Source organism: Parasphingorhabdus sp. (assembly GCF_036568145.1).
GTDB lineage: Bacteria > Pseudomonadota > Alphaproteobacteria > Sphingomonadales > Sphingomonadaceae > Parasphingorhabdus.
Map to the genome: position 1 here is coordinate 65,652 of NZ_DATCTC010000013.1, position 17,835 is coordinate 83,486.

General features: G+C 51.1%; 17 protein-coding genes. 11 read left to right on the forward strand and 6 right to left on the reverse strand.

Translation table 11 applies throughout. The annotated features are described in order from the left end of the window. Position 1: 1 nt before the first annotated feature. Positions 2–601 (reverse strand): GNAT family N-acetyltransferase, encoded by a 600-nt coding sequence (locus tag VIN76_RS03250; protein WP_332040382.1) that lies wholly within the window; start codon positions 599–601, stop codon positions 2–4. 90 nt (positions 602–691) lie between these two features. Then, positions 692–3,313 carry a cation-translocating P-type ATPase gene (locus tag VIN76_RS03255; RefSeq protein ID WP_332040383.1) on the reverse strand — a complete coding sequence of 874 codons (2,622 nt, stop codon included), beginning with the start codon at positions 3,311–3,313 and terminating at the stop codon, positions 692–694. 176 nt (positions 3,314–3,489) lie between these two features. On the opposite strand from VIN76_RS03255, the gene VIN76_RS03260 reads away from it, so the two are divergent. The 3 genes from VIN76_RS03260 (at position 3,490) to VIN76_RS03270 (ending at position 6,079) form a co-directional block, all read left to right on the forward strand. Continuing rightward, the gene (locus VIN76_RS03260; RefSeq protein WP_332040384.1) at positions 3,490–4,785 is read left to right on the forward strand and encodes an acetyl-CoA hydrolase/transferase family protein; all 1,296 of its coding nucleotides are present in this window, start codon (positions 3,490–3,492) and stop codon (positions 4,783–4,785) included. A gap of 47 nt (positions 4,786–4,832) precedes the next feature. Further along, positions 4,833–5,549 carry an LPS export ABC transporter ATP-binding protein gene (gene lptB / locus VIN76_RS03265; protein WP_332040385.1) on the forward strand — a complete coding sequence of 239 codons (717 nt, stop codon included), beginning with the start codon at positions 4,833–4,835 and terminating at the stop codon, positions 5,547–5,549. 104 nt (positions 5,550–5,653) lie between these two features. Then, positions 5,654–6,079 carry a DUF2267 domain-containing protein gene (locus VIN76_RS03270; RefSeq protein ID WP_332040386.1) on the forward strand — a complete coding sequence of 142 codons (426 nt, stop codon included), beginning with the start codon at positions 5,654–5,656 and terminating at the stop codon, positions 6,077–6,079. Between the two features lie 71 nt (positions 6,080–6,150). Here the strand turns inward: VIN76_RS03270 and VIN76_RS03275 are convergent, their stop codons facing one another. Both VIN76_RS03275 and VIN76_RS03280 read right to left on the reverse strand, forming a co-directional pair. Continuing rightward, on the reverse strand, positions 6,151–7,161 hold the full coding sequence (locus VIN76_RS03275) for a sodium:calcium antiporter (protein ID WP_332040387.1): 1,011 nt from the start codon (positions 7,159–7,161) through the stop codon (positions 6,151–6,153). A gap of 56 nt (positions 7,162–7,217) precedes the next feature. Beyond that, positions 7,218–7,589: a hypothetical protein gene (locus VIN76_RS03280; RefSeq protein WP_332040388.1), complete on the reverse strand. Its 372-nt coding sequence runs from the start codon at positions 7,587–7,589 to the stop codon at positions 7,218–7,220. Positions 7,590–7,854: 265 nt separating this feature from the next. On the opposite strand from VIN76_RS03280, the gene VIN76_RS03285 reads away from it, so the two are divergent. From VIN76_RS03285 to VIN76_RS03310, 6 genes are all read left to right on the forward strand, one after another. Beyond that, positions 7,855–9,663: a SulP family inorganic anion transporter gene (locus VIN76_RS03285; protein ID WP_332040389.1), complete on the forward strand. Its 1,809-nt coding sequence runs from the start codon at positions 7,855–7,857 to the stop codon at positions 9,661–9,663. Positions 9,664–9,819: 156 nt separating this feature from the next. Further along, positions 9,820–10,179, forward strand: coding sequence for a hypothetical protein (locus VIN76_RS03290; RefSeq protein WP_332040390.1), 360 nt, complete (start codon positions 9,820–9,822; stop codon positions 10,177–10,179). 47 nt (positions 10,180–10,226) lie between these two features. Further along, the gene (locus VIN76_RS03295; RefSeq protein WP_332040391.1) at positions 10,227–10,859 is read left to right on the forward strand and encodes a hypothetical protein; all 633 of its coding nucleotides are present in this window, start codon (positions 10,227–10,229) and stop codon (positions 10,857–10,859) included. Next, positions 10,856–11,431 (forward strand): NAD(P)H-dependent oxidoreductase, encoded by a 576-nt coding sequence (locus VIN76_RS03300; protein WP_332040392.1) that lies wholly within the window; start codon positions 10,856–10,858, stop codon positions 11,429–11,431. The genes VIN76_RS03295 and VIN76_RS03300 overlap by 4 nt, the downstream gene beginning before the upstream one ends. Positions 11,432–11,552: 121 nt before the next feature. Further along, positions 11,553–12,365 carry a universal stress protein gene (locus VIN76_RS03305; protein WP_332040393.1) on the forward strand — a complete coding sequence of 271 codons (813 nt, stop codon included), beginning with the start codon at positions 11,553–11,555 and terminating at the stop codon, positions 12,363–12,365. 34 nt (positions 12,366–12,399) lie between these two features. Continuing rightward, on the forward strand, positions 12,400–13,950 hold the full coding sequence (locus tag VIN76_RS03310) for an MBL fold metallo-hydrolase (RefSeq protein ID WP_332040394.1): 1,551 nt from the start codon (positions 12,400–12,402) through the stop codon (positions 13,948–13,950). Positions 13,951–13,958: 8 nt separating this feature from the next. Here VIN76_RS03310 and VIN76_RS03315 read toward each other — a convergent pair whose 3' ends face one another. After that, on the reverse strand, positions 13,959–14,786 hold the full coding sequence (locus VIN76_RS03315; RefSeq protein WP_332040395.1) for a universal stress protein: 828 nt from the start codon (positions 14,784–14,786) through the stop codon (positions 13,959–13,961). 118 nt (positions 14,787–14,904) lie between these two features. Further along, on the reverse strand, positions 14,905–15,414 hold the full coding sequence (locus tag VIN76_RS03320) for an Hsp20/alpha crystallin family protein (protein ID WP_332040396.1): 510 nt from the start codon (positions 15,412–15,414) through the stop codon (positions 14,905–14,907). Positions 15,415–15,642: 228 nt separating this feature from the next. Between VIN76_RS03320 and VIN76_RS03325 the strand changes: the two genes are divergently transcribed. Both VIN76_RS03325 and VIN76_RS03330 read left to right on the forward strand, forming a co-directional pair. Next, entirely contained in the window at positions 15,643–17,175 is a 1,533-nt protein-coding gene (locus VIN76_RS03325) for a PAS domain S-box protein (RefSeq protein ID WP_332040397.1), read from the forward strand. Next, the gene (locus VIN76_RS03330) at positions 17,165–17,809 is read left to right on the forward strand and encodes a response regulator transcription factor (protein ID WP_332040398.1); all 645 of its coding nucleotides are present in this window, start codon (positions 17,165–17,167) and stop codon (positions 17,807–17,809) included. The genes VIN76_RS03325 and VIN76_RS03330 overlap by 11 nt, the downstream gene beginning before the upstream one ends. The last annotated feature ends 26 nt before the right edge of the window (positions 17,810–17,835 follow it).

The following is a 17,835-nucleotide window of genomic DNA, read 5'->3' on the forward strand; positions in this document are numbered from 1 at the left end:
CTCAACCCGCGTCGGGACTGGCCGTCAGGTCAAATTCCAGCAGCACCAATGTTGAATCGCCCGGACAGGCTTTGGCGGAAAAGCCCATTTCCTTTTCCAGTTCGATGGCATCGTGATTGTCGCGGCTCTCTAAGGAGGTCAGTTTTTTGATACCTTTGCGCCGTGCTTCCCCGATTACATATTTCAGGAAGGTCCAGCTCATTCCCCTTTGCTTGTAATCGCTACGCACAACGATTGCGACTTCGGCCTCCGACTTGTCTTCCTTCGCGCCGATCATGGCGCTGGCGATGATCGTCTTGTCGTCTATATCAAAGGCCAGATAGTCTTCCTTGGTATCATGATCGACATTGATGAGGCTATCAAGCAGCGATTCCCTGACTTCCGGCATTCCGGAAAAGAACCGAAAGCGAAGGTCTTCCTTGGAAACATGGGTAAAGAATTCCGCGAATGCTTCCTTGTCGGCAGGCTCCACCGGACGGACATGAAATTCAAATCCGGAACGCGCAGTGAGCGGTGTGCTATTGCTAACAGTTACCGAATGATGGGGCTTGATGGGAGCAGCTTGTTGAGGCTGACTTCCAGACCTAGTTTCCGATGGCATAAGACGTCCTTTCATAAACGGTGATATGATAATAATATCCGCTTAACAGGCAGCTTTGGCCCGGTGCTATCCGTAAACCTCCCTATCCGTTTAGGATAAGGCTGGCCTCAGGCGCCATCGATAAAATTTCCAGACTTCCGAAAGTGCCAGCCCCGCTAGTGACGCTATCAAACAGATTCCCAGTTCGCGCATGGTGAGTGGCTGGGTGTGGAACAGTTCTTGCCCGATGGGCGCATATATGATCAGCAAGTGCAGTGCTGCGCTGATCAGGATCGCACCGATCAAGAACGGATTGCTGAAAGGATTGGACAAGAAAGCGGAACGCTTCTCCGATCGAACCGCGAAAACCTGACCCAATTGCAAAAATGTCAGGATGGTGAAAACCATTGTCTGCCAGTTCTCGTTTCCCGCAGATAAAGCGCCAAATTGAGCCGCAATGGTGACCGCTGCCATAAATCCCCCGAAAATGGAGATATGTAACCACATATCCCGGTCAAATAGCCCCTCAACAGGCGGGATTGGTTTACGCTGCATAACATCTGGCTCCGCCTTCTCGGCGGCAAGTGCTAGGCCGGGCAGTCCATCTGTAACAAGATTGATCCAAAGTATCTGTAGCGGCAGCAACGGCAGAGGAAGACCCAGCAAAGGCGCAATGAATATTGTCAGAACCTCGGCAAGATTACAGGCAAGGACATAACGGATAAACTTGCGTATATTATCAAACACACGGCGTCCTTCACGAACACCATATACGATCGACGCAAAATTATCGTCGAGCAGGATAAGGTCTGCTGCCTCCCGCGCAACATCGGTTCCACCACGCCCCATGGCGACCCCGATATTGGCCGCCGACAGGGCCGGCGCGTCATTAATACCGTCACCCGTCATGGCAACATATTGCCGGTGACTTTGTAGAGCTTCGACGATCCGGATTTTTTGGGCAGGATCGACGCGTGCGTAAGCTTTAGTCGTAAGGACTTTGGCCGCCAGTTGTTCATCGCTCATCATTGCCAGTTCGGGCCCGCTGATGACTTCATCGCCCTCCTCAGCCAAACCAATATCAACCGCAATAGCGTGTGCGGTTTCCGGATGATCGCCAGTAATCATAACCGGAGTAATTCCGGCCGACCGGCAAGAAGCTATGGCAGCGGCAGATTCCTCTCGCGGTGGGTCCTGGAGAGCAACAAGACCGAGTATTTCCATTTTATCATCAATTTCATCGGACTCCGGAACATGCGAAGATACCCGGCGGGAAAATGCCAGCACACGCATCCCGTTTTTCGCCAAATTATCGGCTTTAAGGCGCCATTCCGGAAAGGAAGCGAGCAGAGTTTCGGGCGCACCTTTTGTATAGGAAACAAAGCCTGTCGGGGTGCGGTGGACAGTCGTCATCCGCTTGCGCTCCGAAGAAAAAGCGAAGGTTTTTACGCGTGGTAGCTCGTCTTCCAAGGCATAGCGCTGATATCCAGTCTCGCTGGCATGAGCTGCCAGCGCCAATTCAGTGGGTTCGCCAGTGGGGCCATCCGCCCCATTGTCATCCACTTCGTTACACAGCGCCATCGCCTGCAACATTTCTTGCCCGCTATCACTGACAACTTCGGTGACGTGCATTTTATTCTGGGTGAGAGTGCCGGTCTTGTCGGCACAAATATATGTGACAGAACCGAGCGTTTCGACCGCATGCAATCGGCGGATCAGCACATTTTGCTTCACCATTTTGCGCGCGCCGAGTGCCAGAACAATCGTCACGACCGCTGGTAACGCTTCGGGCATAGCGGCCACCGCGACACTTGCAGCGGTCATAAACATGATAAGAGGCGGATGGCCTTCCAACAACCCGACAGCGAAAATAAGGATGCACACAAACACTGCCGCAATGGCCAGCTTTCTGCTGACTTCGGTAAGGCGTCGCTGCAAGGGCGTAGGCGGTTGTTTTCCTTTTTGCATCAAATCTGCGATTTTACCGATTTCGCTTTGCAGCCCCGTTGCGACAACCAGTCCTGTCCCTTTGCCACGAGCAACCGAAGTTCCGGTAAACGCCATATTTATCCGGTCACCTATCGGGAGAGTATCGCCCGCGACAATGTCCGTTGTTTTTCCGGTGCTGAGAGATTCTCCAGTTAGCGCGGATTCATCGATTTCGAGATCAGATATTTTAACCAGCCGTAAATCCGCCGGGACCCGGCAACCTGCATCTATCTGGACGAGATCACCAGGAACAAGGCTGCTAGCGTCTTTGATTTCTGGCGTGCCAGAGCGGATCACCGTCACATTATTGGGCACCAGCAATTTGAGCGCATCAACAGCCTTTTGTGCACGTATCTCATGAAATACACCGATTGCGCCATTGATCAGTAATATAAGAGCTATCATCGCCGCATCGCGTATTTCACCGGCCAGAGCGGCAACCACGGCGGCGGCCAACAGCAATATGATCATCGCATCGTTAAACTGCGCAAGGGTAATTTGAGCAATATTTCTGCCGCGACGCTCAGGTAGCTGGTTGGGACCGTATTTTACCAGCCGCTCTGCGGCATTGGCCTGCGACAAACCCGATTCAAGATTGCTGTCGAGCAGTTGCTCTGCTGTCCGGCTATCTGTATCTGTCCACAAGACTTGCTGTGCAGAGAAATTCGTGTCGGACAAGGATGGTGGATCTTCATTCGGTTCCCAAAAACGCAATATGTGATTGGAAATCGACCTGAATACCACGTATACTTTCCTTCTTTTCTTTCCTTCTTTCGAGAAGAATTGTGATCCTATGGCGGGTTCGCGACAACGGTAATACGTAATGCTGCGTATTGAAAGTTATACTATATTGCCGCTCTTTGCTGATCTGGTTTCTATCCGATCTTTGCTAAGCCGAAGATATAATTTGAAGGTAAAATATGTCGGTTATTGATGACTACCAATCCAGACTTATGACGGCCGGAGAGGCTATCGACGGGCTGGGTTCGAACGCGAATATTGCCATGGGTATGGCGACTGCCGAGCCGCCTGCCCTGCTTGCTGCCATCGCATCCTATGTAAAGAGCGAAGCTCTTGAAGATATCAAACTATGGTATTTTCATTCGATGGAGCATGCAGGAAAAACCGTCCTCATGCCCGATATGCTCGACCGTATTCGTCCGCGATGCATGTTCCTCAGTTCAATCGAGCGCAGATTAATCAAATCTCATGCGATCAAACCTAATGCGATTGAATTTGTACCGATCGCGTTTAGTGAATCACCGCGATTACTATCCGAAAAAGTACCGCTCGACCTGTTTGTCACATCAGTCTCGCCTATGGACAAAAATGGCTGGTTCACCTTTGGCACGAGTAATGACTATTCGTCGACCGCAGCCCGCAGCGCCAAAAAACTTGTGGTCGAGGTCAATCCCCACATGCCAAGGGTATTCGGTGAATCGCTGCTCCATGTGTCGGAAGTGGACGCCATCGTAGAAAACAAGTCACGCCTTGCGGAAGTGCACCTGCCGGAAACGTCACCCGAAGAAAGAATTGTGGCAGAAACCATAGCCGGGATGATCGATGACCGAGCCTGCCTGCAAATGGGCATCGGATCACTGCCCAGCGCAGTTTGCTCCCTGCTCAAGGATCGCAAGGATTTAGGTATTCACACCGAACTGATGACCCCCGCTCTCGCCAGTCTGATCGAATGCGGCGCAGTGACCAATCAGGCCAAGACTACTTACAAAGGCCGCAGCGTGTTTACCTTCGCGATGGGTGACCAGGCGTTTTACGATTTTCTCGATGACAATCCGGCAATGCACAGCGCGCCAGTGAATATTGTCAATGATCCCCGGCTTATCGCCAAAAACGACAATGTCGTGTCAGTCAATGCAACGCTGCAGATTGATCTGGGCGGAGCCTGTAACTCTGAACATCTGATGGGCAAACAATATAGCGGGTCCGGCGGACAGCTCGATTTCGTGCGCGGTGCGACTGCATCAAAAGGAGGAAAGTCGATTATCGCCTGTCAATCAACTGCCTGTGACGGGACGGTTTCGCGCATCGTTCCCAAATTAAATGGCCCGGTGACAACGCCGCGCAACGACACCCATATCATCATAACCGAATATGGCTGGGCGGACCTGAAAGGCAAATCTATGAATCAGCGGATCGATGCTTTGATCGGCCTAGCGCATCCCAAATTCCGGGCCGAACTCGCCAATCAACTGTGATCCCCGAACCATCAATCGCCGAGCCAATCTCTAACACCATTTCCAGTATGTTAAGGGTTGATTCGATCGCAAAATCTTTCGGTCGGAAAACTGTTCTTCGCGATGTATCTCTGGATGTTGCCTGCGGTGAAATTGTCGGGCTTCTTGGTCCCGACGGGGCCGGAAAAACGGTTACTTTTTTCTCTATCCTGGGTTTGCTGAAAGTGGATTCCGGACATGTTCTGTTGGGAGGCGAGGATGTGACCCGGCTGTCACTCGATAAACGCGCCCGGCGGGGCCTCGGCTATCTTCCACAGGAATCTTCGATATTTAAGGGGCAAACAGTTTCACAGAATATCATGATGGTTCTTGAATTTTTCGAACGGGATAAAATCGAACGGGAACGGAAACTGGATAAATTGCTGGCTGAGTTTCACATCGAATATATCCGCGACACTCCGGCCAGAGCCCTGTCCGGCGGTGAAAGGCGGCGCTGTGAAATTGCGCGTGCGCTGGCAGCCAGCCCTTCTATCATGCTGCTTGACGAACCGTTTGCCGGCATAGATCCTATGTCGACCAGAGATATCAAGGCGATGATAGAAGGCCTGAAACAGAGAAATATCGGCGTCCTTATTACCGATCAGAATGTGCGCGAAATGGTCGGGCTGCTCGATAGGGTCTATGTGCTGCACCAAGGCCGGATTGCATTTGAAGGAAGTCCGGCTGCGATGCTCAATGATCCCAATGTCCGGCATTTCTATCTTGGAGAAGAATTTGTGCAATAGCAGGGACATAGCCTTCCGTAATCTCCCGTATCGACGTTGATTGATTGGCGCGATATCATCCTGTCACCAAGATTAATCTTAAGCATGGCTTATGGAGAGACATTATGAGTGCGCTTGGACTACCGATATTCGACAAAGCCATCCAGGACGCGAACATCTGGGTCAATGAAGTCATGGATGAGCTGGGCTGGGACGATAAACAGCGTGCCTATAACCTGCTCCGCTCGACACTGCATGTTTTACGCGACCGGTTGAGCGTAAACGAGGGCGCTCAACTTGCGGCACAGCTCCCTACTCTTATTCGGGGTATTTATTTTGAAGGATATCGCCCCTCCAATCCGATGACCAAGATCAGGCGCAAAAATGAATTCGTTTCTGCTGTGCAGGAAGCCATTGGACCCGGTGCGGGTGATAACCTGGACGAGGCCGTTACCGCCACCCTCAATGTCATTGCCGATCATGTTTCAGAAGGTGAAATGGATGATATCAAGGCAAGCCTGCCAAAGGAAATGCATGATTTGTGGGACTAGACCAACTTGATCAAAAAGGTCTGCAATCAGACATATTCAGATTTCCTCACCCACGACATACCGGCAGGCTGTCACAATCTCTCAAGATAAAGAACGTAAGAACTCAGCAAGAAAACCATTATCAACGAGATGCTGACCCAGCTGATCGTCCCAAAAAAACGGTTGTCGGGGCGGTAGAGCAATGCCACCATAAATATTCCCGACATCATGATAGCAGCAAAAGCTGAAACCGCATGGACCGGTGATGCAGCGGCAAAAATCGATCCATCAGTATAGGCGATATCGTCCAGTGCAATGATTAATATGTCGAACAGGTTACTGCCCAGCAATCCGGCAATGGCCATGTCAATCCGGCCAAGACGAATGGCCGAAATAACGACAACCAGTTCAGGCAAAGAGGTGGTACCCGCAATTAACAATGTACCAACAAAACTGGTCTCCCATGACATTGTTACGGCAATCTGTTGTCCGACAAATGGTAGCCAGATACCAATTGCGACTACAACTAGAGCCGCGATCACATAACCGCGAACCGCCCGGCCCAGGGCCCCGGGAAGAGATGGAGGCGGGGGATCAGAACCGATAGCAAGGCGTTTATCATAAAAATATGCCGCTCGCATCGCGACGAAATATATAATGATCAGGAAGGGTGAATAGATACTGACATGAAAGAATCTCAGATCCAGATCATCCCGCGCCACAAGAATCAACATACCCACGAGGGCAAGCAACACCACCCCAAATCCTGCAGTGAGAATATGTCTCTGGTCTATCTGGCCATATACGGACTTATCACGGGTTAGCGCATCCAGAAGAACAAGCAGGAGCAAATTATAAACGCAGCTTCCCAGAGCGTCACCAAGCGCAATATTTGGTGCGCCAGCGACAGTGACCGAACTCATCCCAATGACCAGTTCCGGCAGTGAGGTCGCGGTCGCGAGCAGAAAAAGACCGATCCAGCTTTGCGATAGTCCAGTTATACCGGATATCCGCTCGGCATAGTGCACCAGAAATGGGCCAGCCAATATTATGACCAACGCGCATCCGCCCAATTGCAACCAGACCATCATGTTCGGCGTCATTATCCCCTGCCGTCTTTAACAATTAGGTTGTTTCAAACTGTTAGATCTTCTTAGCCTTAGTGGATGCTCGTCCTTTGCGAAGGCCGGTTATACGCCGCTTTGATAGCTAGTGGAATTTTACTAAACGCAAAGGGACCATCAAGCACCGCACCATTGGATAAACGCTGTTTTACTCGAAAGGAATCAGAAGTAACCATTAAAACAGGAACATCTCGTTTCTCACATATTCTGCGCGCCGCTTCAACCGCGTCTCCAGTTTCGAGATTATCTCCGACAAGGATCAAATCTGGTGGGCGCATGTCCGCAACGGCAACCGCGTCCTCTTCCGTCCAGACATGATCGAAACTATCAAACCCAAAGTTAGATAGACGCCTCGACAGCTCGCTGCCAATAATCATATTTTTTTCAATTATCAGGGCATGGCTCATGGGCTTATCCTTGCGGGTCGGGGTTGCTGTTCGACTCTATTTCTAACTTGGCTCCACAATAAATTCGCTAGGTAGAGTCCCTAATCACATAATTCGCAGGGGAATACCGGCGGGCGATCCGGTTATGACAACCAGCCAACTCGCAAGGCCTGGATGCTGAAATAATAAATTTTACCTTGGATTTACTGGGTCGCCATGCTCAAATGCCGTTAATGGCTTGAAAACCCGAAATGAAGTCAGCAGTCTGGCCTGATAGGGGCGACCAATGATAACAACGCAAAAAATAGAAGCCGGAAAATCCAGATTGTCACTGGCACGATATTTTCCAATCCTTGATTGGGGCGCCCGCTATAACCGGGACATCCTGACCAGCGATCTGGTCGCTGCACTGATTGTAACCATCATGCTCATCCCGCAAAGTCTGGCCTATGCCCTGCTTGCCGGACTGCCGGCCCAGGTAGGGCTTTATGCATCGATCCTTCCCATCCTTGCCTATGCGATTTTCGGCACCAGTAGCACTTTGGCTGTCGGTCCAGTCGCGGTAATCTCGCTTATGACCGCTGCGGCAGCGGGACAGGTAGCGGCGCAGGGATCACCTGAATATATCGCTGCAGCTTTGATACTGGCACTACTTTCCGGAGCCACCCTGATGGTCATGGGTCTGCTCAAGCTCGGCTTTCTGGCGAACCTTCTCTCTCATCCGGTCGTCTCGGGCTTTATCTCTGCAAGCGGGATCATCATCGCCACCAGCCAGTTCAAACATATATTGGGGATTAGCGCGTCAGGGGAATCCATGCCTCGACTGTTAGACACGCTCTATGCCAATATCCTTGACCTTAACGTCACTACTCTGATCATTGGCTTGGCATCAATGGCATTCCTGTTCTGGGTACGTAAAGGTTTGAAACCGCTTTTAATAGGTCTCGGACTGTCCCAGCGCCCGGCTGATCTGATTGCCAAGGCCGGGCCTGTAGTGGCCGTGATTATTTCCATTCTGGCTGTCGTCATCCTCGATCTTGCAGAATATGGCGTCAAAACCGTCGGCATAATTCCAACCAGCCTGCCGCCCATTTCCGCCCCGATGTTCGATGCGCAATTATGGCAAGAGCTGGCCATTCCCGCACTTCTTATTTCCATCATCGGCTTCGTCGAATCCGTCTCCGTCGCGCAGACACTGGCAGCCAAGAGACGCCAGCGCATAGATCCGGACCAGGAGCTGATTGGTCTGGGATCAGCGAACCTGGCGGCAGCCTTTTCGGGTGGTTATCCGGTCACCGGCGGCTTTGCCCGTTCGGTGGTGAATTTCGACGCGGGCGCGGAAACCCCTGCCGCTGGTGCATTTACCGCAGTTGGCATTGCATTGGCAGCACTGTTCCTGACGCCGTTTCTCGCCTCTCTTCCGATCGCCGTTCTGGCTGCCACCATCATAGTCGCCGTACTCAGTCTGGTTGACCTGAAAACGCCCTTCATCATCTGGCGCTATTCAAAGAGCGATTTTTCAGCGATGGCAGCAACGATTTTAATCACCCTTATCCTCGGCGTCGAAAGCGGTGTAATTGCAGGCGTGTTGCTGAGCCTTGCGTTATTTCTGTGGCGTTCGTCACGCCCTCATGCTGCGGTCGTTGGCCGTGTTCCGGGCACCGAGCATTTCCGTAATATTGAACGCCACAAGGTCATCACCCTGCCCCATCTTCTGATGATCCGTATTGATGAAAGCCTGACCTATCTCAATGCCCGCTGGCTGGAGGAATATGTGCTGGAGAAAATCGCAGGCCGGGATGAATTGCGCCACGTTGTGCTCATGTGCTCTGCTATAAACGCGATTGATGCTTCCGCACTCGAAAGCCTTGAAGCCATCAACCACCGACTGTCAGATGCCGGGATCACGCTCCATCTCTCGGAAGTAAAAGGCCCGGTGATGGACAGGCTGAAGCGCTCGACATTTCTGGATGATCTGACTGGCGACATATTTCTGTCTCAGGACAAGGCTTTTGCGGATCTGGCGGTACGGACAGAAGATGGGGATAGTCCGCAGCAAACCGGTGATATTTGGCAGGCGCGTGGCTTGATATAGCCTGTTCAGGAAAATTTCTGCACCATTGCTTACCGTGGCGAGTCAGCAGTGGACTCAGAAAAGATAAAGCGACCGAATAGCGACGAAATCGATTGAGAGGTAAACTACGCAATATTGCGTATCGCAACAAAAATTCAGACACGGCAAATAGGCCGCATGACATGGAAAACAATACGCCTTGAGCTCGCCCGAACCGCGGAATATCCCAACGGATCTTCTGCCCACGCTTACGTCTTTCGCGTTCCGCTGGACGAAGATGGAATCATTGACCAAAAAGCGCTGCGCAAAGCAGAGAAACGTCCGGAGGTTCGGCGTTTCTGGCGTGGTGAGCCGGAACAGAAGGGCGTCGTAATCGCTACCGGTAAAAGCTGGGCCTTTTCTTATGAGGTGGGAGACGATGATGATGAAACCATATTCCGGCTGAAAGACCACCCCCTCAAACCGGGTGAGTATCTCACCATTACAGAAACTGACGGCAGTGAGCTGCCGTTTAAAGTGGTGAGCTGTGAGGAATAGACCGCCACAGGCTGGATCGATATTCCATGAATGTGGGAGTAAGAATAATGGCTTGTGGTAAGAATATCCGGACAAAATTGATCATTGGTTTGAGCCTGATGGTTCTCACCAGCACCTCTGCTGCGGCGCAGTGCGTTGTCGGCAAGGATGAACTGCTGGACCCATTGAAATTTAACCAAGGCGCATATGAAATCGTGCACAAGGACAGCGGGTTCACCTTTCCCTCTGTCATTGCCGGTTTCCAGCGCGAGTGCGAGATGACGACGGATTTTACCGGCAATAATTTCGAGATTGGCTATGTCAAAGACATTGGCGGCAAGACGGTCGATGTAAAAATCGCTGTCATTCACCTCGAAGACCTAACTGCCCGTGATCATTATCTGATTGTGAAGCCCGACGTGATGTCTCACTATTCCAGTGCCTCTATTATATCGGAAGGAGACTATTTTGTCTCCGGTAGGCCGGATCTGAATTCCTATCAGGGAATATTTGACGGCGAATTTGAAAATACGCCGTGGCATTTCAGCCTTACCACCATTGATTATGGATATTGGGATGCGCGCCTGATCGCTTCCTACCCGCAGGAAATTGACAAGCTTGCACAGGAAGGCCTGATGGAACTGATCACCGCCTTTCAGTGGCAAACGCCTGTTAAAGCGGATCAGGAACAGGAAAAATGAAACGCATCACGATTATAGACGGTCATCCTGATGCAGATCCCGCACGCTACGGCCACGCGATTTGTGCCGCCTATGCCAGCGCAGCCAGGGATGCCGGACATGAAGTACGTCTGTTCTCGCTCGCCAACCTTGAAATCCCCATCCTTAAAAGCCGTGAACAATGGGAAGATGAAGAAATTCCCGCCGCACTCAAACCCGCACAGGAAGCCGTTAAATGGGCAGAACATGTGGTGTTCTATTATCCGCTCTGGCTGGGCGACATGCCGGCCTTGCTCAAAGCCTTTCTGGAACAGGCATTTCGTCCCGGCTTCGCACTTGATGAGGGCGACGATGGTGACGGAGAGCTTCTTGAAGGCCGATCGGCCCGGATCATTGTCACCATGGGCATGCCGGCGTTTTTCTATCGCGCATTTTTTGCATCCCATAGTGTCAGGAGCTTCAAACGGAATATTCTCAAATTTACCGGTTTCGAGCCGGTCTCGACCTCGCTCATCGGCAATGTTGATGGCAAGGAAGAGCACCGTAAGCGGTGGCTGAAAAAAATTTCCCAACTTGGTGCTTCGGGACAGTGACGCTGGATTTGATGAGCATCATTCATCCGTATTTACCCTGATAGTATCAATTCAAACATCAGGCATAATTGCTTTCATATTCTATTTTCAGTTTGGAATTCGACCCATAAGGAGACGTCCCATGAAATCCGTACTGCTATTTATCAATGATGATCCGGGTCTGGAGGCGCGCCTTCAGGCATCACTGGATCTCACTCGGTCACTACATGGCAATCTATACTGTCTCCGCACCAATCCCTATCAACCGCAGATGGCGTTTGACGGTGTGACCGGAATGTCGGTGACCTATGACATCGCCCAATTGACGCTGGAAGAAAACAAGAAGCTCCGTCAGCAAATCGAAGCACGGCTGAAGGAAGAAGATGTCCCTTGGAGCTATATGGAATATAATGCTGATTTCGCCCGCGGAATTGCGCGTAACTCCGCATTGATGGACATTATTGTACTCAGCTCGATGAGCGGGGACAAGGACAATACAATCCCGCTGGGAATATTGGGTGACGTGCTTTTCAACACGCACACTCCGGTTCTTGTTCAACCCAATAGCATGAAGAAATTCGATGCAAACTGCCCGGCAGTTGTCGCCTGGAACGGTAGCTTCGAGGCTGGTAATGCGCTGCGCGCATCCGTGCCTTTGCTGAAACTGGCAAGCGAAGTTCATATTGTCACCATCGCGGAGGAAAAGAAACACGATCTCCCGCCGATGGATGCATCCGAATATCTTTCGCGCCATGGGATCAAATCGGAAATTCACGAACATGAAGCATCAAAGAAAGCCATCCAGTCCGTTTTACTGTCCGTGGTCGATGCGCTGGGTGCCGGATATATCGTAATGGGCGCCTATGGCCACAGCCGCGCGCGTGAATATTTGCTCGGGGGCGTAACCCGAAACCTGTTCATGGATTGCCCGGTACCTTTAATCGTATCGCATTAATCCAGTTAACAATCTTTCGAGACAAAGGGTCGAGATGAGTAGAGTAAGTCTGAAATTTCACGGGGCAGCGGGTACTGTTACCGGTTCATGTTTTGAACTAACCGGTGCGGGCAAAACCTTTCTCGTGGATTGCGGTATGTTTCAAGGCACCAGGTCACTTGAAAAGCTGAACTATGAAGAGCTTCCTTTTGATCCCAAAAAAATCGATGCGGTCTTCCTGACCCATGCCCATCTCGATCACAGCGGGCGGTTGGCCTATCTATATGCCAGCGGCTGCAAAGCGCCAACATATTGCACTGCGCCAACTGCCGACATCCTGAAACCATTATTACAAGATGCTGCAAAATTGCAGGCTGCGGAAGTCGAACGACGCAACCGGCGTGCAGACCGGATGGGGTTGCCGCCCTTTGTCCCGCTTTATGGAACGCAGGATATCAACACGCTCCACAAGAATATTGAAGCGGTTAATTATTGCGATGAATTAGATCTTGGCCATGGAATTTCAGTCCGGTTCTGGGATGCGCGCCACATTGTCGGTTCCGCTTCGGTGGAAATCAATATCGGTGGACAGCGGCTGCTCTTTTCCGGCGACGTTGGCGCAGGCAAAGCTATCACATGTGCCGCCGGCGAGATAGGCGGCTATGACCATATAATCTGCGAATCCACTTATGGTGACAGGGATCGGGAACCGGTCCTGATACGCGACCGGCGGGAAGCCCTAGCCCGCCACGTCGAACAAGTAATAAGCGCCGGTGGCAACCTTCTGATCCCGGCCTTTGCCCTTGAGCGGACCCAGGAAATATTGGAGGATTTTGACGCGCTCTTTGCATCCAGGCGACTGGCGCCAATCAATGTCTTTCTCGACTCTCCCCTCGCCCAGAAAGTAACCTACGCTGTTTTGCGCCACCGAAGTAGCGGGATTGATTTCGAAAAACGTCCCAATATCCGCTTCACCCAGAATACAGCGGAATCGAAAAAGCTAAACCGGATGAGCGGTATTGTGATTATAGCCGGATCCGGCATGTGTGAAGGTGGACGGATAAGACATCACCTGATCCGCAATCTCCCCAACAGAAAATCGCGTCTATTGCTTTGTGGGTTCCAGGTTGCAGGTACACTGGGTTCGGTTTTACGGGACGGAGCCAAGCGGGTTCGCATATCAGGAGTTGATGTTAACGTTAACGCCGAAGTTGCATCGCTGGACGGTTATTCCAATCATGCCGATCGCAGCGGGCTCGTCGAATGGCTGGCGGAGCGTACGCCTGTCACCGGCTCGATTTTCCTGGTGCATGGTGAGGGTCGATCACTGGATGGTCTGTCGGCGGCAATACAAGATAATGGGCAATTTCCAGCGACCATAATCCCTGAACTCGGCGAACAATGGGAATTGCAGGCGGCTCAGCCAGCAATGCGCCTGACTTCTGGTCGCGCCAATGCAGCAGAACTCACCGCCTCCAGAGACTGGACATCGAAACTTGCCGCGTTGCGGGCAGAGGTTGAAGCGAAAATCCTGGCGCAGAAAAACAATCAGGATCGGGAAAAATTGCTGGCAGGGCTCAAACGCGCTTTGGAAGAGGCTGCCTAGTAGCCAAGTTATTTGCGCTCGCGCACCATCAAGACATCCTGTTTCGCCCAACCCAATATGGATTTTGCCTTGCTGCCAATTGTGGCCGCGGAAAATCCGCTACGTCCATGGGTGCCAAGCACAACCAGTTCCGATTTGGTCTGTTCGATCTTATTTTGCAGGACCTGACCCAGATCACCCTTTTCAATCGACGCATTGAGCCGTTGAAAAATTGCCTCGTCAATCCCGGGCTTTGCCAGAAACCTGTCCATCAATGTCTGCTCCTCGGACTTGACATCAAGCTTGAAATCTTCCGACTTCAGCCAGGATTCATAGGGTTCATGATAAGCATGTACCAGATGCAGATTATTTTCCGGAAAAAGCTCTGCCGCCTTATTCAATGCGAATAGCGAGCCGTCGGAAAAATCGGTTGCAATGACAATGTTATTGTAAGAGCGTATCGGCTTCTGCTTGACGATCAATACAGGTTGCTCTGCATATTGGACCAGCTGGTCAACGGGATTGCCAAGAAATATGTCGCCAACGCTGTCATATCGCGCAACGCCGGTGACGATCAGGCCGCAGTCTTTTTGCGTGGCAGTCTCTGCTATGGTGTCTGCAACTTGTCCCGCCGCTGTCAATATTTCGACATCAAGCCTGCCCTTTGGCAACTCGGTGCGAATTTGCGCTTCTATATCTTCCTCATTGATGCCCAGACCCTCCATTTTTTTAGGGTCCGTTACGTGGAGGATGTACAGCTTAACCTTCCATTCCATCGCCAGCATCCACGCCCGGTCGAGCGGTCTGTCGCAGCGGGCCGAGAGGTCGGTGGCAATTAATACGGGTTTATGATTCATCAACTACAATTTCCTACTGGTACTTTAGTAAAAGCAGGCCGCCCTCCCTATCATGATGCTTTTCGGGGGGAGGATTAGCATCATAGCGGGACGACGACCTGCTATCCAATCAAGCCGGTCAGCTTGCCTGAATGGGTATTTTACGTTCCTTCTGGCGCGCTTCTGCGCTTTTCGGGATATGCACTATCAGCAAACCATCCTTGGAATCGGCGCTGATTTTGTCATGATCAATGCCGCTGGGCAGTTTGATCGCGCGCTCGAAGCTTCCATAATGCCGCTCGGAAAACATGAAGCTTTCGCCTTCTTCCTCGTGGCTTTCGGATTTCTCTCCGGACAGGCGCAGCATTCCGTCTGACAGCTTGATCTCGATATCATCGCTGCTCATTCCGGGCACTTCGGCGACTAGTTGAAATTCATCCTTCTTGTCGCGAAGTTCGACCACGGGAGTTACACTATCGTACATTTTTTGCATCAACCGCGAGCCAAATGCATTGCCCGATACATCATCAAACATCCGGTCAAATTCTTCACGAAAACGCGCCAACGGTTCCCAGACATTGCTGGTACGAACAGCAGCTCTTGAAGGGCGGGATAGTTCTTTTCCCGTAGCTGTTTTTTTCTTTGTCATCTCGAATATCCTTTGTACCAATAAGTCTCGAATCGGTTTTTGAAAGACATTCACAAATTACAAACCAGCCAATTTTGAAGAAATCAGTGGTGTCCCCTACGTAAAATTACCTAGCCTATATTGGTGCAACGGCGTATCTGCTCTCGGTTTGAAAGACTATATGGCTGGAAGTTATAGAGAAAGTCGGCTAGAGTGAGAAATTCAGCGGAGTCATTGAGGGGTTTTGCAATGCCCGATGGGACTACCATAGATTTTCAGCGAGAGGCTTATCTAGAAGCCCTTCTGGCAACGCTACCTGAAACAATTGCAGTCTTCGATTCTGATTTACGGATTCTCGATCTCAATCAGGCCGGGATGGACTTACTTGATATCAGCGATCTGGATGAACTCTCAGAAAATCCGCCCCTATACGTTATTTCCGAAAAGAGTCGGCCAAAGTTTAAAGAGATTACGGACAAGATTTTCAACGGCGATTTGACAATCGTAAGCGACGCCTTTCTGTTGGAAATACTTCCCGTTTCCGCGCCACACCAGCTTCACGAATGTCGGCTAGCCCCGCTGAAAGACCCAAATGGCCGGATCATCGCGGCGGTCATGAGTGGGCGGGATGTGACAAGACGGTACAAAGCGCTTGATCAGGCAGACCGCACATTGTCCATATTACACTCCATTCAGACGACCGTTCCTGATGCTATGATCGTCATCGACGAACAGGGACTTATTGCTTCCTGTAGTGATACGGCTGTGAATCTGTTCGGATATTCGGAATCCGAAATGATCGGCAAAAATGTCAATATTCTGATGCCGTCTCCCTATCGGGAGGAACATGATGGTTATATCGCACGCTATCTGAAAAGCGGTGAAAAACGCATTATCGGAAAAGGCCGTGAGGTTAAGGCCAAACGAAAAGATGGCACGATCTTCCCCATGCGTCTGGAGGTAGGAGAAGCCAATTTGGGAGATTACCGCCTCTTTACCGGGTTTATCCATGATCTGACTCGTCGCCACAAAACCGAAGAGCGGATGCAACAGATGCAATCTGAACTGATCCACGCATCCCGGCTAAGTGCAGTCGGCACGCTGGCATCGTCGCTGGCGCATGAACTTAATCAACCGCTGACTGCAATCGCCAACTATCTTTCCGCCGGACGCGACATGTTGGAGGATAATAGTCCGGAAACCCAGAAACTGGTGCAACAAGCATTAGATGAAAGCGTCACGCAAAGCATCCGCGCAGGGAAAATTGTCCATCGGTTGCGCGAATTTGTATCCAAGGGTAAAGTCTCTATGGAAGTTTTGTCGATGGCGGAACTTGTGAACGAGTCTAAAACCCTGGGGCTTATTGATGCACGGCTGAAAGGAGTTGACTATATAGTCGATATCCACCCTGATATTAATTATGTTCTCGCCGATAAAGTCCAAATCCAGCAGGTGATGGTAAACCTGATGCGTAACGCGATTGAAGCGATGGAGGACAGTCCGGTTAAACAATTAACCGTTGCCGCCCATAACACGAAAAACAACCGTGTAGAATTTATCGTTCGGGACACCGGGGCGGGCATCCCGCCAGAAATAGGAACACGGCTATTTGATCCATTTGCAACATCCAAAACCGATGGAATGGGGCTGGGCCTCTCGATCTGCAAAAAAATTATCCAAGCCCACGAGGGCAAATTAACCGCTAAACCCGCACCGGACGGGGGCACAATTTTCCGTTTCACTTTGCTAAAAGCCCCAAAGGAGAAGTCTTTTGCCGAATGAACGTCTGGTCTATATTGTCGATGATGATGATGCCGTCCGTAGGTCTGCCTCTTTCATGCTCAAACATGCCGGTTTTCAAACGCGACCGATAGAGTCGGGTATCGAATTCCTGCGGCAATGCAAGGGAGCGGAACGGGGCTGTGTGCTGCTTGATATCAAAATGCCTGAAATGGACGGTCTAGAAGTCCAGCAAGAAATGATAAGCAACGGAATCAATATGCCTGTAATCGTGTTGACCGGACACGGCGATGTTGGACTCGCCGTCCGCGCAATGCGTGCCGGGGCGGTTAGCTTCATTGCCAAGCCATACGAGAAGCAGGAATTGATTGCTGCTCTGGAAGAGGGTTTTGAGCGATTGGAGAATCGAGACCTCAAGGAAATGGCCGCGTCCGAAGCCCAGGTGCGTCTGGCTTGCCTGACCGGCCGAGAACGCGATGTGCTCGATGGTTTGATGACCGGCTATCCCAACAAAACCATTGCCTATGATCTTGGCATATCCCCACGCACGGTTGAAATATACCGGGCCAACATGATGGAAAAACTTCGTGTCCAAAGCCTAGCCGAGGCGCTTCGCATTGGCTTTGCAGCAGAAAAGGCACCAACCATCGAAGCAGGACCTATTCAGGCAAAGTGACGTATCAAATCCGGTAACCCCAGGGA